Genomic DNA, 26,162 nt, shown 5'->3' with positions numbered 1-26,162 from the left:
GCCCGCTTGCCTACACGCTCGTCGCGATCAGAGCTGATCCTGCGGAAGGTCCAGAGCGGCGGCATCGCTTGCCCCCGGGCCGGCGATGAAGCCCTGCATGAGTTCGTTCAGGTCCAGCTCCGTGGCACCGGCCGGGACGGCGGGCCTGGTGCCGTGTCCCACCCGCAGGGTCAGGCCCAGCTTTTTGACCTTGGTGTCCTCGGCCAGCTCGGCGAGGTCCACGTGCACCTTGTCCAACTCGCCGTGCTTGAGCGTGAAGTCCGCCTTCACGTCGGTGGCGGGGGCGTCCTTCAGGTCCTTGTCCGTCGGCAGCTCCATGCCCGGCGGCAGGTCCTTCACCAGCGGTCGGATCTTGCCGAACAGCTTGGTGATCAGCGCGCGGAAGGGGGCCGTGGCGGTGACGTGCTCGATGCCGTCCGAGCCGTCCGCGGTCTTGAAGTGCACCTCACGGGCGACGACCTCGCGAAGGGCCGCGACGAGCTTCTTCTGCGTCTTGGCGTCGAGGGACGGGGCGGGCGCAGGACTGTCCGGGCTCCCGGCGCCGGCCTTCTGCATCTCCTTCGTACTGAACTTCACCCACTTGCCGGCGATGAGATTCTTGATCGCCCCGGCGTGTGGGGGCAGCTCTGCCGCGGTGGGCACGGGAGTGCCCGTCATCTTGCCGATGGTGGCCATGTCGGCCCGCACGTAGGCGGTCTCGCCGATCACCCGGTACTCGGCGAGACCGCCGTCCGCGTTGCTGATCTTCATGGCCATGCCGACCAGGTCCTTCTCACCGGACTCGTCGATCGGCTTCCTCGACTGCACGGTGACCGTGATCCGCGCGCCACTGATCAACTTGGCGGCCCCGTCCGGCATCTCGTCGCCGGGCGCGGGATCGGACTGGGCGTCCAGCGCCTTCAGAGACGTGACGTCGGTGTCCAGATCGAGCTCGAAGGAGAGCGTGTTCTTCTTGCCGAGGTCCTCGAAGGCCCGGTCGAGCTTCTTGCCGGCGGACAGCTGCTCCACCGTGGAACAGGCGGCGGAGCCTGCGAGGACGGCACCGACGACGGCGGTGGCGGCCAGGGTCTTGCGTATGGCGTTGATGACGGTCTCCTCATGAGTTCGATCACGGTGTGATCGATCAGGAGACTCACAACCTGCCCACAGGGTTGCCCTCAGAGGTGATCTTCTGTGGGCTCCGGTCACCCAGCCGCGCTGCTGCCGCGATCCGCTGGTGACGACAGGAGCGTGTCAGCGCGCTGTCAGCGGACCCTGCGACAGTCAGTGCTGTGAACGGCAGCGGACAACACACCGGGGCCGGACACAGGGAGAGGTGCCCGGAGTGGTTGATCGGGGACCAGCGAGCTCGCCTCACGGTCGGGCCCTTCGGGGCCCACGCAGGTTCGAATCCTGCCCTCTCCGCCACAACCCCTGTCCGGGGGGCTGGCCGCCACGTCCGCGCGGGCCGTACCGAACTGGAGCACGCGTGCATCCGGCCGAGGTAGCCCGGATGCACCCTGCTCCTGTGGAGGTTCTGACCGCAGGAGCAGCCGCCGAAACAGCCGGCCGGAGGCGCATGGTGGACGCGTGCTGTACGGCACCCGACCTCATGTCAGACGCGTACGCCGAACATGAACGGTCCGCCGATGGTGTCCATCGACTCGTAGCGGACGACCGTGCCGGTGCGAGGGGCGTGCAGCACCTGGCCGTTGCCGGCGTAGAGGCCCACGTGGTGCAGGTCGTTGAAGAAGAAGACCAGGTCGCCGACCTGGAGCTGGCTGCGCGTGAGGCGGGTCCCGATGCCCGACTGCGCCTCGGAGGTGCGGGGTATGGAGACGCCGGCCTGGGCGTAGGCCCAGGAGGTCAGGCCCGAGCAGTCGTAGGAGGAGGGGCCGGTGGCGCCGCGGACGTAGGGCTTGCCGAGCTGGCTCTGGGCGGCCGAGAACGCGGCGCCGGCCCGGCCGGACGCCGGGGCGTGGTGGCCGATGTCCACGCGCTCGGTGGAGGAGCGGTCGGCGCGCTGCTGCTCGGCGTCGAGAGCCGCCTTCTCCTTGGCGGTCAGGGTGTTCAGGAGCTTCCGCGCCTCGGCGAGCTTGCCCTGGACCTCCTCCTTCTTCTCACCCAGCTCGGTGCGGGTGGCGGCCAGGTCCTTGAGCTTCTCGGTGGCCTCGGCGCGCTCCTGGACGAGTTCGCGCTGCTTGTCCTGGATCTTCTCCAGCGCCTCGACCTGCTGGCCGCTCAACTGGTCGAGCGTGGACGCCTTGTCGAGGAAGTCGTCGGGGTCCGAGGACAGGAACAGCTGCACCGAGGCGTCGATGCCGCCCGAGCGGTACTGGGCGGTCGCCAGCGAACCCAGGCCCTCGCGCAGCTTGTTCAGCTCCTGCTGGCCGCGGGCGACGCTGTCCTGGATCGCGGAGATCTCCTTCTGGAGCTTCTGCTGCTTCTCCTTGGCCCCGTTGTACTTCTCGGTGGCCTGCTCCGCCTGCTCGTAGAGCTTGTCGACCTTCGCCTTGACCTCGTCCTTGCCGAGCTTCTCGCCCGGCGCGGCGTCGGCGGCGTTCGCGCTGAGCGCGACGGCAGCGGCGGCTGCGGTGGTCAGCACGGTGACACGCGTGCGGCTCGGCTGCTTGGGTCGACGATGGGACGTCACGGAATCGGACTCCTGTTCCTTCGGCCACCGGCCGATGCGCCGGTGGCCTGAGCCGGGGGTGATCCTGCAAAGGGGGAGGGGAGGAACGGCGTCCCCGTCACCGGAGAGTGGATCACGGGCACGCGGAGGTGAACCATGCAGAACTACCGGCAGAAGTAGCCCTCCTGGCCCTCCGCTTCCGACCCTGCCGCGGCAGGGGCGGTCACAGCGTCGGAGCGCGGACGAAAACCCCTGTGCGTCGGCCTGCGCACCTCTGCGATCATCCCCGAATGGCGCACAGTTTCGAATCGCTGGTCATCCGGCACACCCACCGCCTCCCCTCTCCCCAGGGCTCACCCGGAGAAGGAGCCGTCGCCGCACGACAGTTCGACGCGGCGCTGACGTCCGTGGGCTTCAAGCTCTCGGCGGAACTGCTGGAGCGGCTGTCGGGACTGTCCGAGGCCGCGGTCGTGCACACCGCCCGGCGGACGCTGGCCACCGTGCGCGAGATGGTGGGCGACCACGTCCGGCACAACTCCTACTTCATCGACTTCCCGGCGAACGTGCCGGACACCGAAGAGTTCTGGATGCGGTGCGTGGCCAAGGCGCTCGGCGACGAGAAGGCGCGCGAGAACGTGCTGACGCAGCTGGGATACGGGTTGCTGGACCTGCTCAGCCTCCCCACGTACGGCCGGTACCAGCACACCTACGAGGACATGCTCGCGGCGCAGGACGAACTGATCGCCTCGGCGGGCGACCGGATCACCGTCCTGCATCTCGGCCGCGACCTGGACGACGAACTCACCGACCTGTACCTGGCCCTGGCCGGCAGCACGACCCCGCTGGGCGAGGACGACCTGCGCGACCTCAAGGCCCTCGCCGAGCGGTGCGCGCCAGGCCCCCAGCCGGAGGCGATCCCGATCCGGGAGAACCGGGCGGTCATCAACGAGGCCCGGCTCGGCATCGGCGCCGACCTCCTCCTCGACACCGTCACCGATGTACTGCGGCTGGCCTGCGCGCTGTCGGGCGGCGACGTGACGCTGCAGGAGCCGACCCGGTTCAGGGCGCTGAAGCGGCCGCTGCGCCGGGCCCTGCTCGCGGGTCTCGACGCCGTGGTCGCGGCGAACCCCGCGAAACTCGCCGACGTGCACGCGCACCGCGAGCCCTTCAAGCGGCTCGGCGAGCGCCTGCACCCGCACGAGTACCCGCGCTGGCCGCACGCCGCCGATGTGTTCGCGGTCGCGCGGGGCGAGAAGGAGGCCCGGTCCTTCGACAGCCGGATCGAGAAGCTGCTCGACGAGGCGGACGTCCTCGGAGCGGTGAAGCTTCTGACGTCCGCTCCCGGCAAGCTGTTCCGCGCCCTGGACCTCCTGCTGCGCATCGCCGCCGACGAGGAGGAACGGGACGCGGTGGTGGCCGCCGCGGTGCAGGTCGCTCCCGACGTCTCCGGCCGGGTCGTGCTCTCGGTGCGCGAGCATCTCCACAACCGGGCACGTCAGAGCGGCGAACCCCGGATCTTCGTCAACCGGCGGGGCCGCGCCTGGGTGAGCCCCGACTTCCGGGCGCCGCTGCCGGCGGCCGATCGCGACCGTCTGATCGCCGCCCTCGACGCCGAGATGCGTCGCCGGCTCCCGGCGCCGGGCCGACTGCTGCTCGACCCCGATGTCCTCGACGTCGCGCTTCCGCTCAGCGGCCGGGCCACCGCGGCCGGGCTCGGCGTACTGCCGCGCGGCTCGGTCTCCGCGGTCGACGGCGAACACCTGCGGTTCTTCGTGTACTGGAAGGAGACCGAGGACCGCACCGACTACGACCTGTCGGCGCTGCTCCTGCACACCGACTACAGCACCGATTCCTGGCTCTCCTACACCTCCCTCACGGCCGTGGGCGGCAGGCATTCGGGTGACATCACCGAAGCACCCGACGGAGCCTCGGAGTTCATCGACCTGTCCCTGGACCGCGTGCGCAGCACCTTCATCGTCCCGCAGGTCAACATCTACGCCGGCGAAGGCTTCGAAGAGGTCGAGGAGTCGTTCTTCGGCTTCATGCTGCGCGACGGTGAGCAGAAGGGCCGGCCGTTCGAGCCGCGCACGGTGCGGATGAAGTCGGAACTGCGCGGGGTGGGCCGGGTGGCGCTGCCGCTGGTGTTCCAGCGCGGCGACGACGGCCGGTGGCGTGCGAAGTGGCTGCACCTCTACCTCAAGGGCATCTCTTCGGCCAACCGGGTCGAGGAGAACCAGGTGTCCGTGTCCAAGGTCGTGCGCGCCCTTGTGGAACGCGAGCAGTTGACGGTGCGGTACCTGATCGACCTGATGTCCGGCGACACCACGACCGTGGACCTGCGGGACGGCGCGCAGGTCCCGGACGAGGCCGTGACGTACATCGGTCTCGAACGCCCCGAGGGGCTGCACCCGGACTCGAGAATCATCACCCCGGAAAACCTGCGCGACTTGATCCCGGCCTGAATGCTAGCGTTGGCCTACGGCGAGGCCATGAAGGGGCTTCCTTCTCAATTCCTTTCCTGAAACGAGTTCCTTCGCTTTCCTCGCCGCCGACTTCGACTGGGAGGCGCCCGCCCGGCGCCTCCCAGTTTTTCGTGTGCGCCGGTGGCCAAGTGCCCTGTTCCCTTGGCGGGACATCGGTCGCAGCCGCCGCTGGGCTGCCCGAGTGCGGGACCGCCCCCGCGGGCCGGGACGGCCGCCCTACGACACCTTCCGGAGCCGACCCACAGGTGTGACCGGTCAGGCGCTGCCGGGCCACGGGAATCCGAGTTCCTCGGCACGCTCACGGCTGCCGCCGCACACCCGTGCGTAGGACTTCGGGTCCTCTTCGGCCAGTCGGCGCATGGCGGCGGCCCGTGCCGCGCCGGGGTGGGAACTCCATCGGGGGCCTCACGCAGCAGACGCAGGGCGTGGTCGTACAGAGCGGTCGGGGGAGTGAGCGCGTTGCGCTCTTCCGCGGCGCTCACCGGGCGAAGCGGGACTCGATTCCGTAGGTCATGAGCGGCAGCCTGCCAGTCGTTGAGCCCCGTGTCGAAGGCATTGGCGGGGGCCGTGCGTTCGGCTCTGCGGCAGGCTCTGACGGGACACGGGAACTACGGGTAGCCGGGGCAAGGGGTACGAGGGGCCCCGCTTTCAGTCGATCAAGATGCGCCTGGACGTGAGCCGTTGGAGAGCACTGCCGGGGCCAGTGCCGCTCGGGCACGACGACGGCGGGTGGCCAGAGCCTCGCGCGCCGCTTGCCTGGGGTGGCGCCGGCGCCAGTAGGGGTTGTCGTGCGGGAGCCTGCTCGAGACACGTCCGTACATGCCGAAGGTCGCGATCAGCAGTCCCATGACGAAGGAGAACACGACGTTCGTCATACCGAAACCGAGGACATTGGCGGCCCTGTCGAGGATGAACAGGTGGATCAGACCGCTGAGAACGAAGAGGGCGCCGACGACCATGTTGAGGGTCGAGGCGACGCTCCCGCCCAGCACCGCTCCGCAGACGAGCAGCAGTCCGAAGGCCACGGAGAGCAGGCTCAGCAGGCCGTTGGTGGACATCCCGGCGATGTGGGCGCCCTGGGTGTCGAAGGGACGCAGTTCGTCGGCGAAGCCCAGGCAGCCGAAGGCGAGGAGGATGCCGCCACACACTCCGGCGCCGTACCGGTAGACGGACGCGAGCTTGTGGTCGACCGGGAGCTCGTCGTAAAGCTTCATGTCTGATCCTTTCGGAGCCAAGACGCAGACCCCCCATCAGGACGGCGGCGAGCGTTCGCACCGTCACCGTCGCTCGTTCTTCCGCTCAAGAGCCCCCATCGGATGCATACGGGCACGAGCGGTCGAACGACCACAGGCGCGAGCCCAGCGGGCCCCGGTTGCCCGGCGCACCCCGCAGGCTCCGCTTCGCTCGAGCTGAGCCGGAAGACGGGCGGAGAGCATCGCTCCCTCACCGCACCGGTGCGCAGCGCCGTTGGAACTCGGTCAGCACGCGCACGGCCTCACGCAGGCTTTTCACATGCCTCAGGTCCCCCGAACCGTCCGTGGGGGAGCGCCACCCGGGGCCGCAGAGCAGCACCGGGGAGCTGCTGCGCGCGCCGCGGACGCCCCACCGGGTCGCCGCGACCCGACGTGCCAAGCGGAGGTCCGCCGTGGGGCGGGTCTGGGACCACAGGGCCACTGCCGCGGGCGCGACGCGCTGCACCGTGTTCATCAGCGCGTCGGGCGGTACCGCGCCCCCCAGCGTGAGCACGGTCAGACCGTCGTCGGCCAGCACGGCGGCCAGCGCCTCGAAAGGGAGCGTGTGGTACTCCCCGGCCGGACAGGCCAGCACGAGGGGAAGGGCGAGGGCACGTCGATCGCCGTGAGCCGAGGATTCGACGTACCGGTGCCGCAATGTCGTCGAGATGTGCCAGGACAGCAGGTGCTCGATCTCGACGTACCGCTCGCCGGACGACTGCCACTTGCGGCCGACCGCCCGCAGCGCGGGTGCCATCACCTCCTCCCAGGCCAGAGCGGGACCGTGGGCGGCCACGGCCTCGCGCAGCCGCTGCTGCACTTCTCGGCCGTCCATGCGCACCGCGGCTCGTGCCAGCCCCCTGCATTCGAGCCGGACGTGCCCGAGTGGCAGCCCGCTCCCTGCCTGCTCGTGACGGGCCATGGGCTCGGCGTCGTCGCCGTGTGCCGCGAGAAGAGTTTCTCCGCCCGGTGCTCCGGCCATGTCCGCGTGGGGGGCGTGTCGTTGTGTGAGGCGGGCGGCTTCCGCCGGTGACACCCCGGTGGCGGTGAGGTGGCACATCTTCCGCATCATCGCCACGTCGTCGGGTGACCAGCGGCGATGGCGGCCGTTCGCCCGCACCGCCGGCCCGAGTCCGTAGCGACGGTCCCAGGACCGCAAAGTCGTCGGGGAGACCCCGAGCAGACGGGCGAGCTGACCGGTGGTCATCCACGCCTGCGAAGTGAGCTCACCGTGCTGCGCCGTGGGTATGACCCGACCGTTCGCCATGCAGGTGGTTCGGACGTCGCCCCGTCCGCGGATGCGGTGACGCTACTGCGTCACCTGAGTGCAGGGCACTCCGCGGACGCGGGAGCGGGCCGAAGCCTGCGCGACACGACGGCGCCGGCTTGCATCGATCCTGCTCCTCAGGCAGAGCCGGTTCCGGGCTACGCGCTTTCCAGGGAGTGCCCCAGGCGCTGCAGGCCCCGCCGTGCGTGGCTCTTGACCGTCCCCAGGGGCCAGCCTGTCACCTGGGCGATCTGCGTCTGTGTGAGGTCCTCGAAGAAGGTGAGCGTCAAAACGGTGCGCTGCGGCTCGCTGAGCTGGGCCAATGACTGGCTCACCACGACGCGGTCGAGCACCGCTTGCGCGTCGGAGCCGCCGTGTCCGCCGTCCGCGACGAGCAGAGAGCCGGCGGCGGCCACGAGATCCGCGCGCCGCGTACGGGCCTGCAGCGCATCGGCGATCTTGCGCCGGGTGATGCCGACCAGCCAGGCCGACAAGGTGCCGCGGTCAGGACGGAAGCCTGCGCGGCCGCGCCACGCCGCCAGGAACACCGTCTGCGTCACGTCCTCCGCCTCCTGGGCATCACCCAGCACACGGCGCGCCAGCGTCTGCACCATCCCGCCCCATGTCCGGTACGCCTCGGCCAGCGCGGCCTCGTCACCGGCCGCGAACCGGTCCGGGAGATCGGCCGCGTCACCGCAAGGAGGACGCCCCTGCGGGCCGACGGATCCTTCGAGGACGGTGTGTGTGGGCGCCATGGTCGATCACTCCCGTTCCGGGATTTCGGGCGTCCCTCGGCCGGCAGGCGTCGGCGGCGTCCACAGCTGGTGAACCGTGCTCCTCCACAGTCACGACCACAGCCATCCGCCACAACTTGCACCGATACTGCATCGAATGCGCAGGCTGGGAGCCGCCCATGAGCCGCCCGTGATGGGCAGTCCTGCCGTCGGGCCGGTGCCCGGCCACCAGGGACGAATCGAGCCGGACGGACGCCGGTCAGCCGCATCCGAGAGGCCGGGCAGGGACCTCGCCGGCGCGTGTGCGGGCCTTCAGGCCACCGCGGAACACCCCCCGGCAGAGACCGCGAGAGATGTGGCGAAATCAGCGAAGGTACGCGGCCACTTCCCGTGCGGCCCGAGCACCCGAGGCCAACGCCCCCTGCACCGATCCCGTCGCCCGGTGGTCCCCGCACACGAAGCGCCCGGCGGCCACCCGGCCGCGTCTGCTGAAGGACAGCGGCGGCTCCATGGCCGGCAGGGCCGCGGCCACCGTCCGGGTGGTCAGGCGCTCCCAACCGGCCGTGTCGGTGCCGTACACCTCGGCGAGCGCCGCACGGACATCCTTCTCGCGCCCCTCACGGTCACCACCGAGGACGGAGGTCGCCACGAGCGCGTACCCGCGCGGCGCGTGAGCGGCGTGCACCTCGCTCAGCACCACGCTGTTGACGAACCGCCGCCGCGCGTCGGTCACCAGGGTGGGCTCGTTCAGCGGGGAACGACCGGCGACGTGGTAGTAGGTGGTGACGGTTCGGTACGGCGGCACGGTCAGACCGGGCAGCAACCGGGCCGCCGTCTGGGCGTCCGTCGCCACGACCACGGCCCGGGACGCCACCGTACGGCCGTCCCCGTCGAGCACTCCGTCGTCGGTGAGCGCCGCGACCGGCGACTCCAGGGCGACCACCCCGGACGGCAGCGCGGACGCCAGCAAGGCCGGCACGGCACCCACCCCCGCAGCGGGCAGGCACAGCGTGCCGCGCACCATGGTGCGCCACATGAGATGGAAGAACCGGCTGGAGGTCGCCAGCTCATCCTCCAGGAAAATCCCTGACAGGAACGGGCGGAAGAAACGCTCCACGAAAGCGTCGCCGAAACCGGCCGTCGCGAGCGCCCGCCGTGCCGAGACGTCCGGTACCCGCTTCACCAGCGCCGCCGGGGCCAGCGCGGCGAAACCCGTCAGCGCGGCCAGCGCGGCCAGTTCCCGCGGGCCGGCCAGACCCGCGGCCAGCCCGCTCAACGCCTGGCGCGGCGCGCGCGTCGGGTCGGCGAAGCGCATGCGCCGCCCGTCGTCCTGGATCAGGAAACCCGGTGTGAACGGCCGCAGGCGCAACTCACGCAACGGCAGCCGGCGGCGGACCTGCGGATAGGCCGTGTTGAACACCTGGAAGCCGCGGTCCACCACGCAGCCCTCCACCCGGTCGGTGCGCATCCGCCCGCCTACCTGGTCAGAAGCCTCCAGGACCCGCACGCGCAGCCCCAGCGCGCTCAGATCCCGGGCGCAGGCCAGCCCGGCCAGGCCGGCACCCACGACGACCACGTCCCACGGCCCGGCCGCCCGTCCGACGGTCATCCCGTTCTCCTCTCGGCGGCTCACGCTCTCCCAGGGACACCCGCCCCGTCGCTTGCTTCCCCCACGCGCGCGACTTCGGATGCGTGCCGTCGCCCGAACGGCGGGGGCCACGCTCGTCATCCGGAGCAGTCGCACGCAGCCGTAGGCAGGCGGCGGGCAGCCTTCACGAGCAGCGCCCCCCGCCGGAAGGCGGCGCGGCGCTCCTCGGCGCGCAGGACTAGGCCAGTGACTTGAGGTGCTTGCGCCAGGCCGCGCTCACACTGGGCGGGATCTTCGTGGTCAGGCCGCCTTCTTTGGTGAAGGCGAGGCCCCCGCTGTAGGCACCGCCACCGCAGCCGTCGGACTGTCGGGTCAGCTTGACCTCGGAGGACGCGTCGATCTCGGGATGGCTGCTCCCTTTGGGAGTGACGCGGAAGCGGACCGTGCCGAGGTCCGGTCCCACGTCGTCGGAAAGGCGCAGGTCTACCTGGGTGATGTCTTCCTGTTCCAGGTGATCCCTGACGCATTTGCCCCCTGCGCACAGCTCGAAGGAGGCGCCGGCGAGGTCGGTGTAGCCCCGCTGGAGGAACATCACGCCGATATGCGAGGTGACGCCGACTCCGGCGCAAGGCTCGGAGCCGCTGCACGCCGACGCGGTCATCGCCACGACGGAGACGGCGGCGAGGACCGCAAGCCTCACCGTTCGTTTCACCACGTCTCGACCCCTCCCGGGAGCGCCTTCTCTGTCGGAGCGACGTCCGTGAAGAACACCGTGCAGGTGCCGTCCCAGCCGTCACTGCACGCGCCGTCGTCACTTACCGTGGCGTCAGAGGACGCGTCGTCGGCTGCCGCCTGTCCGCCAACCGAGAGAGCACCACCGGCCAGTGCCGGCACCAGCAACGCCGAGGCGACCGCTCTCGTCTGCGTCGCCCCGCGTCCACGTCCAAGTCTGTGTCTGTGTCGCATCAGCGACCCCTCCCTGTTCATGCCGGGTATGGGGCGTCCGGCATGGGGGAGTCTCACAAAGGTCACTGGCAGCCGGGTGGGTTGACGAACCGGCACAGTCGACGCGTAAGCGGCAGCGAGGTGCTTCCGGCTCAAGTCCTGTCCGCGCCGTCCGACCTGACACGGTGTCCGAAATGCTCACCAATCGGGAGCCGGAATCCAACGAGAAGCGGCTTTTATCGTCACCGCGGGCCTGGAGAGGAGACACTTCGCGTTTCTCGCCAGTTGTGATGAAAACGTGACGTGTATGGGTCGTTGCAGTGAAAATCGCAGGTCAACGGATCGACGATCCCGCGGGGGAGTGAAGTGCAAGTGGGCGTACGGTCGTCACTCGCCGATGTCCTTGCGTCGCAGCCCCTCGGTCGATCACGACACGATGCTGCGGTGCTGCGGCCGGAGTTGGCGGCGCGGGAGTCAGCGGTCGGCGTGGCGGTGGCGTGCCCACAGGGGCAGGGCGTACCAGCAGGCCAGGTACCAGAGCAGGACGGCTCCGACGAGCCAGGGTACGAGGGCGTTGTGGGTGGCGACCCTCAGGACGAGCAGGAGTGAGGAGACCATGGTTGCCAGCAGCAGGAGCAGGCCGACGAAGGTCAGTCGTGAGGCGAGTCGTACGGCTTCAGGTTTGACCCGCTGCCCGGACACCAGGCGGTGCAGTGACACCGGTCCGATGAGGGCGCCCGTGGCGCAGGCGCCGAGGACCACGGTGACGATGTAGATGACCTGCTCGACGTGGCCCAGTTGCGTGTACTTGGGTGTGAAGACCACGGTGAGGAGGAATCCGAACAGGATCTGCACTCCGGTCTGCGCGACGCGGACCTCCTGGATCAGCTCGCCCCACTTCCGGTCGGCGCGCTCTTCCGCCGTCTCGTCGCGCCCGGTTCGTCTCTCCGCATCCGTCATGGACTCCGGATAGCCGCACATTGATCGCTCAAACAGGTCGTCAACGGCCAGCTCAGGCGCTGGCCGCCAACCTCCTCGACCCCGCTCCGCGCCACTTCGGCAACGCCGCCCGCATCCACCACCGTCTCACGGGAGTTCGGACGCCGGGCGAGGGGTGGATTGCAGAAGCCGAAGGATGCCTGACGGCCGATTACCGTCCGCCCGTCCACCCGTCATACGGAGGGAAAAGATGCGGCGATTTCCCGGTCCGGACGCAGAGGGGTGCTCGAAGTGAACCTCCTCCACCGGCGAGCTGATACCGCGTTCTTTCGGAGGAAACAGCGCACCCGAACGCCAGATGTTTTCAGGCCGATTCCCTCGACGACCTAGTTCCGCGGTGAGGCCGAAGTGATGTGGTCTGCGGAAGGAACGGGCACGGCAACGTCCCGAACGGGGACTCGGATGCGTTTCGCCGGCCGGGGACGGGCGCTACCGTCAGGCGGTCTCGTCGGGGGCCGTGTCCCTGTCGGGGTCGTCCTCGACCGCCGAAAGCAGCCGACAGGCATCGACGCGCCCCCGGCTAGTCCGCACAGGGGGACGCCGTCTCATACGCCGGTTCGAGATGGAGCAGTGACGTCTCGTACCGCCTGCAGGTCCGCCGCGGCGCCCCGATCGAGTCAACGGAGCGTGGCGTGTGGCTGACCTCGCGCTGGCGGGCGTACAGCCGGCTTGGATGCTCTGGAAGACACCCGTCGAGCACGAGCCGTGGCCGTGGCAGGGGGATGTGTGTCGTACAGCCGAGGGGATGCTGCCGGTGGGGAGCAGCAGAGTGCTGGTGTCAGCGGAACCTTGGAGGCGAGACTGACGTTCATCGCCGATCCAGCACACTCGTCGACCGGGTGCCGGCGCGCCGGTCCATGGTGGGCGCGGATCTGGCACGCCTCGCGCTGCTAGCAGTGCTGAGTGCGGCCACGGTCATCGGGTGAGTGTCTGTCACGTGACGTGGCTGGTGCCGGCGACCTGCGCAGTTTGACGTAACCGTCGGTGCCAAGGTCCGGCAGGTCCGGCGGAAGGTGCAGAGCAACTGTGGGGCGGCCCGGACGATCAGGCCTCGAAGCCGGTGGCTTCGGGGGGGAAGAACAGGTCCTCGATCCGCCCCTCGAACACGGCGGCGATCTTGAACGCCAAGGACAGGCTCGGATCGAAGCGGCCCGTTTCGATGGCGTTGACCGTCTGTCTGGACATGCCGAGGCGGTCGGCCAGGTCCGCCTGGCTCCAGCGCCGCGCGGCTCGCAGCTCACGTAGGCGGTTCCTCGTCGGATCCGCTGCGTGTTGAAGATCAGTGTGGCGATCCGGATCAGTGTGCTCCCCGGCGATGACCTCTCGCAGTGCGGCAACGTGGGCGCTCAGGGCGGCCCGGCCCGGCGCGGTCAGCGAGATCCACGTGGTGCGGCGACCGCCGTGGACTCCTTTGCGGCTCCTGACGTAGCCCAGCGACGCGAGGGCGCTCACGTGTTTGGAAAGCACCGAGTCACTGACCTCGAGGCTGTCGCGAAGGGTCGAGAACTCTGCTTCGGACACAGCGGTCAGCATGGTCATCAGCCTCAGCCGGGCCGGTGCGTGCAGGTTGGCATCCAGCTCAGGCATCAGTGGCCGACCACCAGCAGCGCCAGCGCGGCCAGTGCAAGGGCCGAGATGACCACCAACCACCCGGCCGACTCGGCCCGAGCGTGAGTCGCCGGGTCTCCTCTGTAGAGGCGCAACCAACGTCGGCCGCTCAACGTGTAGGCCAGTCCTCCAGCACACGCGCAGACAGCCACCAGCCACCACAGTCCGGCGAGGGCAGCCCAGAACGCGGCACCCAGAGCCAGCGCGTACGAGGTCGCCGCAGCCCGCCCGGTTCCGAGCACGACCCGACTCGCGAGTCCCCCGATCCGCACCCCGTTGAGCCGCCGGAACCGCAACAGCTGGATGCCCGCCGTCAGGGCGAATGCGGCGGCTCCGGCGATCGACAGCAATCGGGTCCAGCCTGTGTCGAAGGCGACCTCAGCGGCGGCCGCGGCGATCTGGACAGCCACTGTCGCGCCGATCGAACTGTAGAAGAAGGACGGCAGTCCAAGGCCACCGGCCAACTGCGTCCGCGAGGTCTCCGCCTCGGCCAGGGCAGCAGCAGCATCTTCGGGAGTGGGCACCCCCATCATATTTTCCATGTTGGAAAGTGTGACTCAAGCTTTCCAACTTGGCAAGTTCACCTGCCGATGGAGATCCTGGTGCGCGGATCGACGGGTGGTCCTCGGCGATTCACAGCAGCAGACTCGCGTGCGCGACACGGGTCGAACGAAGGGGTGGCGCGCGACAAGTGCCGGCGCTGGATCGGCTCCGGCGGCACCATGCCAGCGCCGCGCGTACCCCTTACCGACGAGGAGACGGGCACCGTGCTGCCGACCTGGTCCGAGGCTGGCGGGTCGTGGGGGTTGGGTGTGGAAGTGGTGGGTGAGGGTGGCGCCGACGGCGGGGGTGGGGGCGCCGGTGTGGGGGATTCCGAGTTGGGGGGCGACGGTGGTGAGGAGGCGGGTGGTGGCTTCACGGAGTTGGGCGTAGGTGTCGGCACGCCCGTTACCGCGTTCGTCGCACTGCGGTGCATGCGCACCCCCGAACGGCTGGCCGAGGCAATGGTTCGTGCACCTGCGCCTCTACGACCGCGCACGGCCCCCACCGTGGCACCGGGCTCTGGCGCGCCGCTCACGTCTACGTCCACCTGGCCGCGTGGTTCGGGCAGGACCGCCGAACTCGAGCGGTCCGCGCAGACGGCGGACTTCCCGGCAGCCAGAGAACGCCACGGGCGAGGGCGCGCAGTCTGTACGTGATAGGTACGCGACATGTTCGCTTGGATGGCTGTCCGAAGCCGTGTCCGAAGCCGCCGGCCGGGGGGGGAGGAGGAGGGCGACCGAAGTTCCGTCCGATGAGTTTCCCGCGGTTGTGCGGTCTATCCGTTGAGGAAAAGGGAGCTCACCATGCGCGAGATCATCGTTTGTACGTTCCTGACGCTGGACGGCGTCATGCAGGCGCCAGGCGGCCCGGATGAGGACGCTGAGAGCGGCTTCGAGCACGGCGGCTGGCAGAAACCGGTGGCCGATGACGAAGTGGGCACGGCCATCGCCGATTGGTACGAGCGCTCCGACGCGATGCTGCTCGGCCGCAAGACGTACGAGATCTTCGCGTCGTACTGGCCGACCGCCGATCCCGACAACCCGTTCACCGATCGGATGAACAGCATGCACAAGTACGTAGCGTCTAGGACCTTGACGTCGGTCGAGTGGCAGAACTCCACGCTGCTGGAGGGGGACATCGTCGATGCCGTACGCAAGCTGAAGGCGTCCGACGGCGGCAACATCAACGTCGTCGGCAGCGGCGACCTCGCCCAAACCATCATGCAGCACGGCCTCGTCGACGAATACCGGCTGACCATCCATCCGGTGATCATCGGCACCGGCAAGCGGCTGTTCGCCCACGGAGCGATCCCTACTGCGCTGGAGCCGGTCAGTGTCTCGACCACGAAGGGCGGCACCATCGTCGGCGTCTACCGGCCGAACGGTAAGCCCAGCTACGACAGCTACTAGTAGCACTTCGTTACCTTGAGTGATCTCGCCGTGATGTGTCGTTCCCCAAGTGCGGCACCGCCTCGGCCGGGGTGGCCCGGCAGTACTGCGAAGCGTTGCTCCAGGGTGAGAGAGGCGACCTTGCCGTCGAGCCCGGACCGGGCGACGGCCAGCGCGCACTCCTTGGCGGTGGGGTTCACACCCACACCGGCGTACACCGATTCAGGCTCCGCCCGCAGAGCGGCGACATACAGCTCGGCGATGTCGTCGATGTGCACCAGCGCCCAGTGGTTGGCACCGTCACCGATGCAAGGGCGCTTGCCTGCCCGGGGTGGTGTAGAAGAAGTCGATCAGGCGGTTCTCGCCGCCGTACACCACGACGGGACGGCCACCGTGCCGCGCGCGCTGCAGGACTGCCTGCTCGACGGGCTCGCGCCACTCGCCGGTGGACGGCGGGGTCATCTGGTCGGTGGGCCGGTCGGGGGACGTACAGGGGCGGCCATACGGGCTGAAATGAATACACGAAAGGCCGACCGGCCCCTCCCCCCGAAATAGATTTCAGAGGATTTCTCATGATGAACGCCCGTCGTCGCATGGCCCGTCTCGCCGGTATCTCCTGCATCGCCGCTCTCGCCGCCGGAACGCTCGGTGTGGCCAGCGCGGAGGCAGCCCCCATGGTGGCGCACCACAGTGCCACCCATGCGAGCAGCCACCATCAGCACCACCAGCAGCAGCACCGCAAGAGCGACAGCAGCAACAAGAACAGCTCGTCCAAGAACAGCTCGTCCAAGAACAGCGCCATGCCGAAGGGCGGGAACACGCAGGGTGGGACCCAGGGTGCGGGCAACGGGAACACGCAGGGTGGTACGCAGGGTGCGGGCAACGGGAACACCCAGGGTGGTACGCAGGGTGCGGGCAACGGCAACACCCAGGGTGGCACGCAGGGTGCGGGCAACGGCAACACCCAGGGTGGCACCCAGGGTGCGGGCAACGGCAACACCCAGGGCGGTACCCAGGGCGGGGGCAACGGCAACACCCAGGGCGGTACCCAGGGCTGATCACTGGCCCAGGATCACTGACCGACGGTGCCCCGCGGAGACACTCCGCGGGGCACCGGCCTTTTCGTGTCCGGTGGGACCGACGCCTCGAAGGCACTGCCATCCGTTGTTCCGTAGCGGAGACGACGCCCTACAAGCGACTCGTCCGCTCCCTCGCCGACCCACCGGGCGATGAACGGCGCGGCAGTCGCCTCCAGGAGTCCCGCACCGCAGGCGGCGGAACCAGTGCAGGTGGGCGAACGCCCGTTCCACGAACTAGCGTTGGGTGTTCGGACCGGAGCCGTGCTCGGTGTTCCGCCGGGCGATCAGCGGCTTCCCGCCGAGACCCCAGACCGAGCGGGCGATACTTGTCGTGGTCGTAGCCACGGTCGCCCAGCACCACGTCCGGCCGCTGCCGGGGTCGTCCCGTCCCGCCCGGGAAAGTCCAGAACGTTTGGGCTGCGGAGTTTGGCGAGGAGGACCTCGTGCGACCGGGGCCTCACCCCGGCCACGGTCCACTCGGCCAGGCGGCGCCGGCAGGTCATGCCCGAGCCGTCTTGCCCGGTAGTGCCACCACCCCGCCGCCCGGACGCGCGGGGGGCATAGAATCCGATCCCATGCCGAAGCCTGACGAGCTGATCGTTGACATCGCCGCCCTTGTGGAGTCCGGGCAGAGCAGTCAGATGTCCCTGACCGTGGTCACCGGTGGTGCTGTCATCACCGGTCGGCTGGCTCCCGAAGCCATGTGGAGGCAGAGGGTGAGGGAGGTGCTGACGGACTCCGCCCAGCTGGGCGAGTTCTCCGCTGCCTTCGACACCCCCGCGAGGCAGGACGGGCCGCCCACACATCTGCACTTCCACGTCGCCCGGATCCTGCAGGGTCCGGTGGGGATCCCGGAGACGGGCGGGATGTACCGCGTCGCGATCGAGGACGTCAGTGCCTGGACCGTGGGCGACTTCAGCTACTCCGACCACTGACCCACCGGAACGCGGCACACGAAGAGGCCCGACCGGCTTGGGCCGGTCGGGCCTCACCGCTCTGCGCGGCTCACACCTGCCCGTACGTCAGGACGTCAGGCCGATCGGGGGAGTGCCGAGCATCGCGGACGCCCGCTGGTACGAGCCGGCCACGGGCGCAGGTGCGGCGGCGGGGGGTTGGGTGCGGCAGGTGAAGCCGAGTTGGGTCATGGCCCGCAGGACTTCACCGGCGCTGAAATCCCGGCGGTCCTGGCGGGTGATGACCTGCCCGACCTGCTTGGCAGGGTAATGGCGTCGTCCGATGATGACGAACTCACCGGTGACAAGCTCCGGTGTGACGCCCTTCATCGATTCCACTACGCCGCTCTTGGTCAGGTCGAAGGGGAAGCGGGCGATGACACAGCGCATGGTGCCTCCAGGCAGAAGAGAAGACGAGGCGGGCGGGGTGAGGGCGGTTCAACGGGAGAGGGCGAGGACGCCCAGCGCGCTGCCGTGCCCGCCGACCACGGGCGGGGCTCCGAGCCGCCCGCGGCGCACCGCACGCTCGGCTTCGGCCCTCGTGGCCGGCGGCGAGGCCAAGGGCCCGATCACGTCGGCGACGTCCCGCAGGCGGATCCGGTCCGTGTACCCGGAGCTGTCACGAACGGCCGTGAGCCCGGCCCGGGTGACCAGGCCGGTGTGCGTGCCGTCCTCGTCGCAGACGACCAGATGACCGGTGCGGGCGGCGGTCATCACGGACAGTGCCACCTCCACGGTCATGTCGTCCCAGATCTGCGGTCCCGCCGCGTCCATGCTGTCGGCCACCGTGCCGTGCGCGGGCTGGGCGCTCGCCGGGCGGAACTGCGTCTGGTGCGTCAAAGGGTGCCTCCTGCGGAGTTGGGCCGGCTTCCTGATCACGAAGGTTCTACGCCGCCGCCCGGGCGGTGGACTGCCGTACGGACGTGCGGCCGGCCGCCGAGGCGGGGCGGCGCCGGCCGCGTGAGGTCGCGTTGCGCTTCTTGGTGCGTTCGACCACCGGTGCGGTGATGACGACCGGGATGCCGGAGGGGGCCTGGGCGCCGGTGATGCGGTGCAGGGCCTCTTCGCCGACGCGGACCTGGGTGGTCTGCGGGACGATGCCGGCCGCTGCCATGAGACGGGTCATGCTGCGGCGCTGGTTCGGGGTGACGAGGGTGACGACGCTGCCTGACTCTCCTGCGCGGGCGGTACGGCCGCCGCGGTGGAGGTAGTCCTTGGGGTCGGTCGGCGGGTCGACGTTGACGACGAGGTCGAGGCTGTCGACGTGGATGCCGCGCGCCGCGACGTTGGTCGCCACCAAGACGTTGACGTGCCCGGTCTTGAACTGCGCCAGCGTGCGGGTGCGCTGAGGCTGCGACTTCCCGCCGTGCAGGGCGGCGGCCCGTACCCCGCTGTTCAGGAGGTGCGCGGTGAGGCCGTCGACGGCGTGCTTGGTGTCGAGGAACATGATGACGCGGCCGTCGCGTGCGGCGATCTGGGTGGTTGCCGTGTGCTTGTCGGCGCCGTGAACGTGGAGTACGTGGTGCTCCATGGTCGTGACCGCCCCGGCCGAGGGGTCGACGGAGTGCACGACGGGGTCGCTGAGGTAGCGGCGCACGAGCAGGTCGACGTTGCGGTCGAGAGTGGCGGAGAACAGCATGCGCTGGCCTTCGGGGCGGACCTGGTCGAGAAGGGCGGTGACCTGCGGCATGAAGCCCATGTCGGCCATCTGGTCGGCCTCGTCGAGGACGGTGATGGAAACCTGGTCCAGTCGGCAGTCGCCACGGTCGATGAGGTCCTTGAGGCGTCCCGGTGTGGCGACGACGACCTCGGCGCCACCGCGCAGCGCGCTCGCCTGTCGGCCGATCGGCATCCCGCCCACCACGGTGGCCAGCCGCAGCCTCACGGAGCGGGCGTACGGGGCGAGCGCGTCGGTGACCTGCTGAGCCAGCTCACGCGTCGGTACGAGGACCAGCGCCAGCGGCTGCCGGGCCTCGGCGCGCTGCCCGGCCGTACGGGCCAGCAGCGCCAGCCCGAAGGCGAGGGTCTTGCCGGAGCCGGTGCGCCCCCGGCCCAGTACGTCCCGGCCGGCGAGGGAGTTGGGCAGGGTCGCGGCCTGGATCGGGAACGGCACGGTCACGCCTTCCCGGCCGAGCGCGGCCAGCAGCGCCGCGGGCATGTCGAGATCGGCAAAGCCCTCCACGGCGGGAAGCGCGGGAGTGACCGTCTTGGGGAGGGCGAACTCCCCCTGGATCGCGGCGGGCCGGCGGGTCTGACCACCGGAACGGCTCGTGGCCGACGAGCCGAATCGGCTGCCGCCCCTGCCGGAGCCGGTACTGCCGTTACGCGTGCGGGCGAAGCGGTCGTTCGTGCGTGTGCGGTTCATGCGGAACCTTCCTCGATGTGGCACATATCAAGGAATTCCCGCAGCGATGAGTGCACAAGGAATTGCAAGAATGGGCCAGTGAAACGCGACAGCGAATACCTGCCCGGCGGATGATCCGTGCCGGCGCAGGCGCTGAAATGAGTGACGCGATGTGGACGCAATATTCGGGGCGTCCGCTCATGCGGTGAGCCCACGGGTTTCCTGGTCGCCGTCCACAGGTGAGACCACTGGCGGAAACGCGAGTAGCTGGGGCCCGCACCCCGAAGGATGCGGGCCCCAGCTACACAGTGCGCGTGAACGTCAGGCGAGCACGATGTTCTCGGCCGTCGGGCCCTTCTGGCCCTGAGCGACGTCGAAGGACACCTTCTGGCCCTCGATCAGCTCGCGGAATCCCTGGGCGGCAATGTTCGAGTAGTGGGCGAACACGTCAGCGCCGCCACCGTCCTGCTCGATGAAGCCGAAGCCCTTTTCCGCGTTGAACCACTTCACGGTACCAGTAGCCATGTCATTTCTCCTTCGGGGCAGTGCCTCGGTGTCCGCACCTCGCGGACACCGTGTCGCCGCGATGATCACCCCGCCCGGAAAAAGACCGGATATACAAAAGTGCCTCCAGCGGCACGGGGGCCGCCCGGAGAGCACCTGAAGTTTCGGGAACCACAACTGCAACTGAGATCGACAGTAGCACGCCGCGGCGGTCTGCATGCGTTGCAAAAATCCGCCCCGCTTATTGCGGCAGAGAATCTGTCCGCATGTTTCGTTGAAATCTCAGCCCGCGGGCACAGATATTGACCCGGCCGGAGCGCAACGTTTCGGCGTTTTTCCCCGGGCGGACCAGTCAATCGCTCCTGCGGCGGCCGGCCGAGGACGCCTCGACGCCGGCACCCAGCCAGGCCGCGGGAACGGGAACACGCGGGGCGGTACAGGCGGGGAGAGACAGTCGCCGATCGACGCGCCGAACACGGTCCCTGGGCAGCCTCAGCGCGCGCTGCTTGGTCTTGCCACTGCGTGGCGCAGGGCATGGACCGCCATGGGGGGCGCGGTGGCGTGACCATGCGGACCGGAGCGTGTCTCCTCGCCTACGAGGTCGTTACACGGCCAGTCGGGCGGCGCGCAGGCTGAGGTGGTGCCGCTCCGGAAGGCTGGCGGTGCGGCGGGCGGCGGTGCGGTAGTCGGCGGCGGCGGCCTCCCGATCCCCGGCGAGTTCGTGCAGGTGGGCGCGGACCGCGTACAGCCTGTGGTGGCCGGTGAGCGCGGACGGCGGGTCGGCGAGCAGGGCGAGGCCGGCGGCGGGGCCGTCCACCATGGCGAGGGCGACCGCCCGGTTCAGGATGATCAGCGGGTTGTCGGAGATGCGGGCGAGTACCCCGTACAGGGCGAGGATCTGCGGCCAGTCGGTGTCGGCGGCGCTCTGCGCCTCGTCGTGGACGGCCGCGATCGCCGCCTGTACCTGGTACGGGCCGACCGGACCGCGTGGCAGGGCGGCGGTGATCAGCGAGACGCCCTCGGCGATCGCGGCCGTGTCCCATCGGCCGCGGTCCTGCTCGGCGAGCGGGACGAGTTCGCCGTGCGGGTCGGTGCGGGCGGGCCCGCGCGCCTCGGTGAGCAGCATCAGCGCGAGTAGGCCGGCCACCTCGGCGTTGTCCGGCAGCAGCGTGTGGACGGCCCTGGTGAGGCGGATCGCCTCCTGGGAGAGTTCGACGCGCCGCAGTTCGGCGCCGGCGCTGCTGGCGTAGCCCTCGTTGAAGATCAGGTAGAGAACGTGCAGCACCGCGTCCAGGCGAGCCGGCCACTCGGCGCTGTCCGGAATCCGAAAGGGCACCCCGGAGGCCTTGATCCGCTGCTTGGCCCGGCTGATCCGCTGGCCCATGGTCGTCTCGGGGACGAGGAACGCCGCGGCGATCTCACCCGTGGTCAGCCCGCCGACCGAGCGAAGGGTGAGCGCGATCGCCGAGGCCGGCGACAGCACGGGGTGGCAGCACAGGAACAGCAGCGCGAGGGTGTCGTCGTGCGCGCCCTGGTCCCCGGCGTCGGCCCCGGGTGCGGACCGCCGGTCGGCCGGGACCTGACCGGCCACCAGTTCCTCGCGTCGACGGCGGGCCTGCTCGCTACGGACCTGCTCGGTCATCCGGCGGCCGGCGACCTGAACCAGCCAGCCGCGCGGGTTGCGCGGCACACCCTCGGCCGGCCACTGCGTGGCGGCGTCCAGCAGGGCTTCCTGGACAGCGTCCTCGGCGGCGGCGAAGTCCCCGTAGCGGCGGGTGAGCACGCCGACGACCTGCGGCGCGAGCGTGCGCAGCAGGTCCTCGACGGTTGGATCGAAATCAGTCACAGGGGGTGTTCACAGCTCGGTGGGCGGTGCCGCCATGACCTGGCGCACCTCGATCGGCATATCGAGCGGCCGTCCGCCCGGGCCGGGGGCGGCGGATACGGCGGCGGCGATCTCGATCGCCCGCTGCTCGGTGTCGCAGTCCACGATCCACCAGCCGGCCACCCACTCCTTGGACTCCGGGAAGGGGCCCTCGGTGACGACCGGCGCGCCGCCACTGTGGGAGCGCACGATCCGGGCGGTCTCCGGCATGGCCAGGCCCTGGGCGTCGACCAGTTCCCCGGCGGCGGCGAGGCCGGCATTGGTCTGCTTCATGAACTGGATGTGGGCCTGGATCTCCTCGGGCTTCCACTCCTCGAGCTTGGGGAAGTCGACGTTCTTCTCGCTGAACTGCATCAGCAGCATGTACTTCATGGTTCTGCTCCTCGTTCGTCGTACCCGCCCCGGGCGGGGGGCCGTCACGGGTAGGTAGAAGCACGCCCGGCGTTTTCGACATCCTCGACGGGAATCCGCGAAAAAACTTAGCGGCCGCCAGGGACGAAACCGCAGCAGCCCCGCGACCCGCACGCCTCCGCGGCCGCAGCCACCATGCCCTCGGGCGATCTGACCGGAACGACATACGCCCGCGCCGTCGGGCGAGGGCCGTGGGTGGGCAGGAGGTGTGTCGGTGTCAGAGATCGGAGGGCAGTTTCTCTCCGGTCCTGGCGTCGTAGGCGACGCCGGTGGGGGAGAGGCGGACGGACCGCGAGTGCGGGGCCGTGCCCCTCTTCCAGCTCTTGCCACCGATCGCCACGCGTACCGTCACGTCGGCGAGCCCATCCGTGACGGGCAGGCTGATCTCAGGATCCTGGGGGTAGAGGTCTGCCCCGCGGGTGCTCTGGGCCGTCTCGCCGGAGGGAGCGTCAAGGCGCAGGAACCGCGCGTTGCGGTGCCGAGGGCGGCGAGTTGGGCGGCTTCGTCACCTCGGCCTTCGCTCGCTGCCTGGATGACGTCGTGGTGCCGTCGGTCTGTCAGGTCGGGCTGGTCGGGCTGCATCCCCCAGTCCCCGTCGCGGGCGGGCTCCTGCTCCATCGGCATCAACTGGCCTGCGGGAGTGTCCTGTTGATGCCCGCCACCGATGCCGACGGGGGAGGCGGTGTCGGTCTCGAGGGGCTCCTGTTCGGCAGCAGCACCCGTGTCGGCGGGAGCAGTTGAGGCCTTCTGTGCTGCGCGGCGGCGCGTCGAGGTGTCCGTGAGCCGGGCTTCGTCGTCGCTGAGCACTGTCTCGATGATGTCGACGTAGGCGGGCCCGACTTTCCAGACGGCTTGACCCGGATCGAGTGTCGGAATCTTCTCCACTGCCCAGGCGGGCAGGCCGAGGAGGTCGCCGACGAGGGGTGGCCTCCTCCAAGCACCCCGGCGACTACCAGGTGGTCGTCGTCATGCGGGTCCAGCCCCAGGGAGAACCCTCCAACAGCGAGCCGACAGACGGCGTCGACCCGCTGCCCCTCCTCGAAGTCACCCGAGACATCTCCACGAAGAGCGAGTGAACACACCGGCCCCGCCTGTCGCGCTCTCCCAAGCAATACGTCCACTCGCCGCCGACGCCCCGGACGGAGCCGACCGCCCCTGGACGACCGTGAGACCATCTCACGCCTCGGTGCCGAGGCACCCTGAGGACCTGGGCTGACCATCAGCAGGAGCCATGGGCGGGCACAAGGAAGTCAGGCGCTGCCGGGGCGAGAGCCTGGGAAGACCTGGCTGGTGTGCCAGGAGCGGTGGGCGCCGCGATGTACGGCTTATGTACGGTCTCTGTACGCCTGAGGACAGCAAGACTACGTCCAGCGCATGCCGATGGCGGCCAGCTGCTCCACGCGGTCGGGGGAGAGGGAAGCGGCTCTGGAGCGCTGGTTGCTGTCCCCATGCTCCTAGTCGCAAGTGGTGTTCTTCCGCCTCCTCACCGCCGGCCTCACGGTCGCAAGTCCTGGTCGCCGCTGATGGTGACCCGTTCCATGTGCTTGCGGGGTACGCGCAGGTGCCCTTCGGGTGGCGGCGGCGAGGTTGAGAGCCCATGTGTCGGCTTGGCTGCGCCGCGGCTCCCGGGCAGGCAGAGACAGCCGGCCTGCCCCTCGGCGTCCGGGCCCTCCCGTTCCTCGTCGTCTCCCTGCCCGGAGCGGGTCTGGACGCCTGTGACACGGCTGCGTGCCTGGGGCTCGGCGAGTGCTTCCACGACACGCGCATCGTGCGCCCGGAGCGCTTCCAAAAGCTTGGCCAACCCGCCGAACGCCCGGGAGGTGAGCATGCTGTCGGCCGTCTCGCCGGGCCCGAGCAGGACCGGCACCACCAGACTGGCCACCTTCCCCTCGCCGGGCTGGATGCGCAGGGCGCGGCCGACGGTTTGGACGAGGTCGGGCATGGAGCCGCGGACGTCGGCGAAGTAGCCGCCCAGCCAGCCAGCCAGCCAGCCAGCCAGCCTGTCGTGTCTGGCGGCCGAGGGTTGTCGGCGAGGTGCACCCGGGATGCCGTCGGGTCGTTGTTCTTTAAGCCCTAGGCGAGTTGGTCGGCGCGGTAGGCGGCGTTGGTCCGTTCGCCGAAAGCCGCGGGCGAGTGGCACGACTTCAAGCGGTCGGCGAGGGCCGGGATCAGGTGGCGGAACACCGCGTCACCTGCTACCGCGTCGGCATGCGCTGGGTGCGGTCGGGATCGCGCCCCATGACGGACAGGGCCGGGTGCACGGTGAGCAGGATGCCGTCGGGTCGTGGCCCCTGCGGGGCAGGCCGCCGGATCAGCGCCGACTTGACGAGGGTCTCGGGCGCTCGCGTGGAGGGCTGGCCGGCAAGGCACACCTGGCCTGCTGGTCGCACCGGACGGACCGGCGACCGCGGTGCCAGTCCGCAACGGACGCGCGTTCCGACTGAAGGCTGAGCGCCTGTGTGCGCCCCGGTGTCGAGGCCGGCGGAGTGAACGGGTTGTTTCATGCTTTTGCGGACAGCCCACCTCCGGTTGGCTGCCTCCGAGCAAAGGAAGTGCTCATGCGTGTTCGGCATGCGGTCGGTGCCGCTTGCGGCGTCCTGGTCCTCACCGTAACGATTCCCATCTCGGCCCACGCGGCTGACGGCTACTTCGGTTACCACTACGGTCTCCCGGGGGCCCAGGCCCAGTCGAGGCTGACAGACCCGGCATCCGACAAGTGCGTCGACATCCCCGAGATCGTGGGGCATCCGCTCCAGAACGCCTTCAGCCCCGTGAACAACACCGACGAGGACGCTCAGCTCTACCTGGAGGCGGACTGCCTAGGTCCACACACGACTCTGGCGGCAGGTAGGCAGGCCGGCCCCTCGCGGCTGTTCAAGTCGGTGGTCTTCCTCCCCGAGTAGTAAGACGCCCACCGCCCCGGTATCGGTCACCAGGCCAGTACCGGGGCGGCGCCGCACGGGGGTCGCCACCCGGTGAACTTGACCTTCAGGCGGGTGCGCTCGCGTCGTGGCGGGTTCCTTTACTCCCTGATGACGATGACGTCCGCGGCCTGGGGGCCCCTGTTCCCAGTGATGACGTCGAACTGAACGGGTTGCCCCTCGTCTAGCGTCTTGAAGCCCTCCTCCTTGATGGCGGAGAAATGGACGACCACGTCACCCATTTCGGCCGTCTCGATGTAGCCGTAGCCCTTGTCCGGGTTGAACCACTTCACTCTGCCGGTGATGGGCGCTCTCTCCTGCATGCTGCTCTCCTCCTACGTCGGGACACTGCGCCGGAGGGGGCCCGTGCTCCGATCGCCACCGGTCGGCATTACGGAGAGTACCGAATCGATTACGTGATCACCTGGCGTCCGCCCAGGGGAATCTCCAGACGTCTACGCGGGTCCCTTACCCGGCGGCGTTCGTGTTTCAGCAGGTCAGCGAATTCCGTCGGTTGGCCTCATCTGCTGCTCCCGGACCCAGGCCGGTGCGCTGCTAGCGACTGGGAGCAAGGCTGAGCCGACTGCACCATCGAGGCCCCCACGGACGGCTGACCTGGTGCCCGCGGTGCATCGTGCTGTCAGTGGCCGCTGCGACTGTGGAGAAC

28 protein-coding genes and 2 pseudogenes are annotated in these 26,162 nt (G+C 69.7%); 7 read left to right on the top strand and 23 right to left on the bottom strand.

Features of this window, described 5'->3' with window-relative positions; genetic code table 11:
* Positions 1-27: 27 nt before the first annotated feature.
* On the bottom strand, positions 28-1,008 hold the full coding sequence (locus V7E45_RS28335) for a hypothetical protein (RefSeq protein WP_333777045.1): 981 nt from the start codon (positions 1,006-1,008) through the stop codon (positions 28-30).
* A 301-nt stretch (positions 1,009-1,309) separates the two neighbouring features.
* Here V7E45_RS28335 and V7E45_RS28330 point away from each other — a divergent pair.
* Positions 1,310-1,407: pseudogene (locus tag V7E45_RS28330) on the top strand.
* A 187-nt stretch (positions 1,408-1,594) separates the two neighbouring features.
* Here the strand turns inward: V7E45_RS28330 and V7E45_RS28325 are convergent.
* Complete coding sequence (locus V7E45_RS28325; protein ID WP_333777044.1) at positions 1,595-2,632, bottom strand: C40 family peptidase; 1,038 nt, start codon at positions 2,630-2,632, stop codon at positions 1,595-1,597.
* Positions 2,633-2,901: 269 nt separating this feature from the next.
* Here V7E45_RS28325 and V7E45_RS28320 point away from each other — a divergent pair, with 269 nt between their 5' ends.
* Positions 2,902-5,073: a TerD family protein gene (locus V7E45_RS28320; protein ID WP_333777043.1), complete on the top strand. Its 2,172-nt coding sequence runs from the start codon at positions 2,902-2,904 to the stop codon at positions 5,071-5,073.
* 677 nt (positions 5,074-5,750) lie between these two features.
* On the opposite strand, the gene V7E45_RS28315 is transcribed toward V7E45_RS28320, so the two are convergent.
* The 8 genes from V7E45_RS28315 to V7E45_RS28270 all read right to left on the bottom strand — a co-directional run bounded on the left by V7E45_RS28315 (position 5,751) and on the right by V7E45_RS28270 (position 14,009).
* Positions 5,751-6,308, bottom strand: a complete 558-nt coding sequence (locus V7E45_RS28315; RefSeq protein WP_333777042.1) for a DUF4383 domain-containing protein — start codon at positions 6,306-6,308, stop codon at positions 5,751-5,753.
* Positions 6,309-6,537: 229 nt separating this feature from the next.
* Entirely contained in the window at positions 6,538-7,533 is a 996-nt protein-coding gene (locus tag V7E45_RS28310) for a MerR family transcriptional regulator (RefSeq protein WP_333777041.1), read from the bottom strand.
* Positions 7,534-7,751: 218 nt separating this feature from the next.
* Positions 7,752-8,348 (bottom strand): RNA polymerase sigma factor, encoded by a 597-nt coding sequence (locus tag V7E45_RS28305; protein WP_333777040.1) that lies wholly within the window; start codon positions 8,346-8,348, stop codon positions 7,752-7,754.
* Between the two features lie 343 nt (positions 8,349-8,691).
* Positions 8,692-9,936 carry an NAD(P)/FAD-dependent oxidoreductase gene (locus V7E45_RS28300; RefSeq protein ID WP_333777039.1) on the bottom strand — a complete coding sequence of 415 codons (1,245 nt, stop codon included), beginning with the start codon at positions 9,934-9,936 and terminating at the stop codon, positions 8,692-8,694.
* Between the two features lie 217 nt (positions 9,937-10,153).
* Positions 10,154-10,630, bottom strand: a complete 477-nt coding sequence (locus V7E45_RS28295) for a hypothetical protein (protein WP_333777038.1) — start codon at positions 10,628-10,630, stop codon at positions 10,154-10,156.
* A gap of 704 nt (positions 10,631-11,334) precedes the next feature.
* Complete coding sequence (locus V7E45_RS28290) at positions 11,335-11,820, bottom strand: DUF6328 family protein (protein ID WP_333777037.1); 486 nt, start codon at positions 11,818-11,820, stop codon at positions 11,335-11,337.
* A 1,083-nt stretch (positions 11,821-12,903) separates the two neighbouring features.
* Entirely contained in the window at positions 12,904-13,446 is a 543-nt protein-coding gene (locus V7E45_RS40720; protein WP_443056268.1) for a transcriptional regulator, read from the bottom strand.
* Positions 13,446-14,009, bottom strand: a complete 564-nt coding sequence (locus V7E45_RS28270; RefSeq protein WP_333777036.1) for a hypothetical protein — start codon at positions 14,007-14,009, stop codon at positions 13,446-13,448. Before V7E45_RS28270 ends, V7E45_RS40720 begins: the two co-directional genes overlap by 1 nt.
* A gap of 804 nt (positions 14,010-14,813) precedes the next feature.
* On the opposite strand from V7E45_RS28270, the gene V7E45_RS28265 reads away from it, so the two are divergent.
* Entirely contained in the window at positions 14,814-15,419 is a 606-nt protein-coding gene (locus V7E45_RS28265; protein ID WP_333777035.1) for a dihydrofolate reductase family protein, read from the top strand.
* On the opposite strand, the gene V7E45_RS28260 is transcribed toward V7E45_RS28265, so the two are convergent.
* Both V7E45_RS28260 and V7E45_RS28255 read right to left on the bottom strand, forming a co-directional pair.
* Positions 15,416-15,676, bottom strand: a complete 261-nt coding sequence (locus V7E45_RS28260; protein ID WP_333777034.1) for a hypothetical protein — start codon at positions 15,674-15,676, stop codon at positions 15,416-15,418. The two genes, V7E45_RS28265 and V7E45_RS28260, sit on opposite strands and share 4 nt — an antisense overlap.
* A gap of 22 nt (positions 15,677-15,698) precedes the next feature.
* Complete coding sequence (locus V7E45_RS28255; protein ID WP_333777033.1) at positions 15,699-15,860, bottom strand: hypothetical protein; 162 nt, start codon at positions 15,858-15,860, stop codon at positions 15,699-15,701.
* 110 nt (positions 15,861-15,970) lie between these two features.
* Between V7E45_RS28255 and V7E45_RS28250 the strand changes: the two genes are divergently transcribed.
* Together V7E45_RS28250 and V7E45_RS28245 are read left to right on the top strand one after the other, a co-directional pair.
* Complete coding sequence (locus V7E45_RS28250; protein WP_333777032.1) at positions 15,971-16,456, top strand: hypothetical protein; 486 nt, start codon at positions 15,971-15,973, stop codon at positions 16,454-16,456.
* Between the two features lie 596 nt (positions 16,457-17,052).
* Positions 17,053-17,412 (top strand): hypothetical protein, encoded by a 360-nt coding sequence (locus V7E45_RS28245; protein WP_333777031.1) that lies wholly within the window; start codon positions 17,053-17,055, stop codon positions 17,410-17,412.
* Positions 17,413-17,499: 87 nt separating this feature from the next.
* Here the strand turns inward: V7E45_RS28245 and V7E45_RS28240 are convergent, their stop codons facing one another.
* From V7E45_RS28240 to V7E45_RS28205, 8 genes are all read right to left on the bottom strand, one after another.
* Positions 17,500-17,820 (bottom strand): SCO5918 family protein, encoded by a 321-nt coding sequence (locus V7E45_RS28240; protein ID WP_333777030.1) that lies wholly within the window; start codon positions 17,818-17,820, stop codon positions 17,500-17,502.
* Between the two features lie 48 nt (positions 17,821-17,868).
* A complete protein-coding gene (locus V7E45_RS28235; protein WP_333777029.1) occupies positions 17,869-18,270 on the bottom strand; it encodes a CBS domain-containing protein in 402 nt (133 codons plus the stop codon).
* A 46-nt stretch (positions 18,271-18,316) separates the two neighbouring features.
* Positions 18,317-19,795, bottom strand: coding sequence for a DEAD/DEAH box helicase (locus tag V7E45_RS28230; protein WP_333777028.1), 1,479 nt, complete (start codon positions 19,793-19,795; stop codon positions 18,317-18,319).
* A gap of 300 nt (positions 19,796-20,095) precedes the next feature.
* Positions 20,096-20,299 (bottom strand): cold-shock protein, encoded by a 204-nt coding sequence (locus V7E45_RS28225; RefSeq protein ID WP_333777027.1) that lies wholly within the window; start codon positions 20,297-20,299, stop codon positions 20,096-20,098.
* Positions 20,300-20,882: 583 nt separating this feature from the next.
* Entirely contained in the window at positions 20,883-22,124 is a 1,242-nt protein-coding gene (locus tag V7E45_RS28220; protein ID WP_333777026.1) for an RNA polymerase sigma factor, read from the bottom strand.
* Between the two features lie 9 nt (positions 22,125-22,133).
* Entirely contained in the window at positions 22,134-22,535 is a 402-nt protein-coding gene (locus tag V7E45_RS28215; RefSeq protein WP_333777025.1) for a YciI family protein, read from the bottom strand.
* Between the two features lie 256 nt (positions 22,536-22,791).
* Positions 22,792-22,926 carry a hypothetical protein gene (locus V7E45_RS28210; protein WP_333777024.1) on the bottom strand — a complete coding sequence of 45 codons (135 nt, stop codon included), beginning with the start codon at positions 22,924-22,926 and terminating at the stop codon, positions 22,792-22,794.
* A complete protein-coding gene (locus V7E45_RS28205) occupies positions 22,923-23,459 on the bottom strand; it encodes a hypothetical protein (RefSeq protein WP_333777023.1) in 537 nt (178 codons plus the stop codon). Before V7E45_RS28205 ends, V7E45_RS28210 begins: the two co-directional genes overlap by 4 nt.
* A gap of 38 nt (positions 23,460-23,497) precedes the next feature.
* On the opposite strand from V7E45_RS28205, the gene V7E45_RS28200 reads away from it, so the two are divergent.
* Entirely contained in the window at positions 23,498-23,650 is a 153-nt protein-coding gene (locus tag V7E45_RS28200; RefSeq protein WP_333777022.1) for a hypothetical protein, read from the top strand.
* 647 nt (positions 23,651-24,297) lie between these two features.
* Here V7E45_RS28200 and V7E45_RS28195 read toward each other — a convergent pair.
* Both V7E45_RS28195 and V7E45_RS28190 read right to left on the bottom strand, forming a co-directional pair.
* Positions 24,298-24,540 (bottom strand): annotated as a pseudogene (locus tag V7E45_RS28195) (hypothetical protein); the annotation flags it as partial.
* Between the two features lie 229 nt (positions 24,541-24,769).
* Entirely contained in the window at positions 24,770-24,964 is a 195-nt protein-coding gene (locus V7E45_RS28190) for a hypothetical protein (RefSeq protein ID WP_333777021.1), read from the bottom strand.
* A 168-nt stretch (positions 24,965-25,132) separates the two neighbouring features.
* On the opposite strand from V7E45_RS28190, the gene V7E45_RS28185 reads away from it, so the two are divergent.
* Entirely contained in the window at positions 25,133-25,477 is a 345-nt protein-coding gene (locus tag V7E45_RS28185) for a hypothetical protein (protein ID WP_333777020.1), read from the top strand.
* A gap of 119 nt (positions 25,478-25,596) precedes the next feature.
* Here V7E45_RS28185 and V7E45_RS28180 read toward each other — a convergent pair whose 3' ends face one another.
* A complete protein-coding gene (locus tag V7E45_RS28180; protein ID WP_333777019.1) occupies positions 25,597-25,818 on the bottom strand; it encodes a cold-shock protein in 222 nt (73 codons plus the stop codon).
* Positions 25,819-26,162: the final 344 nt, after the last annotated feature.

Origin of the sequence: Streptomyces sp. IBSBF 3136 (assembly GCF_036815105.1) — a bacterium.
GTDB lineage: Bacteria > Actinomycetota > Actinomycetes > Streptomycetales > Streptomycetaceae > Streptomyces.
This window is presented reverse-complemented; position numbering and strand designations above follow the sequence as displayed.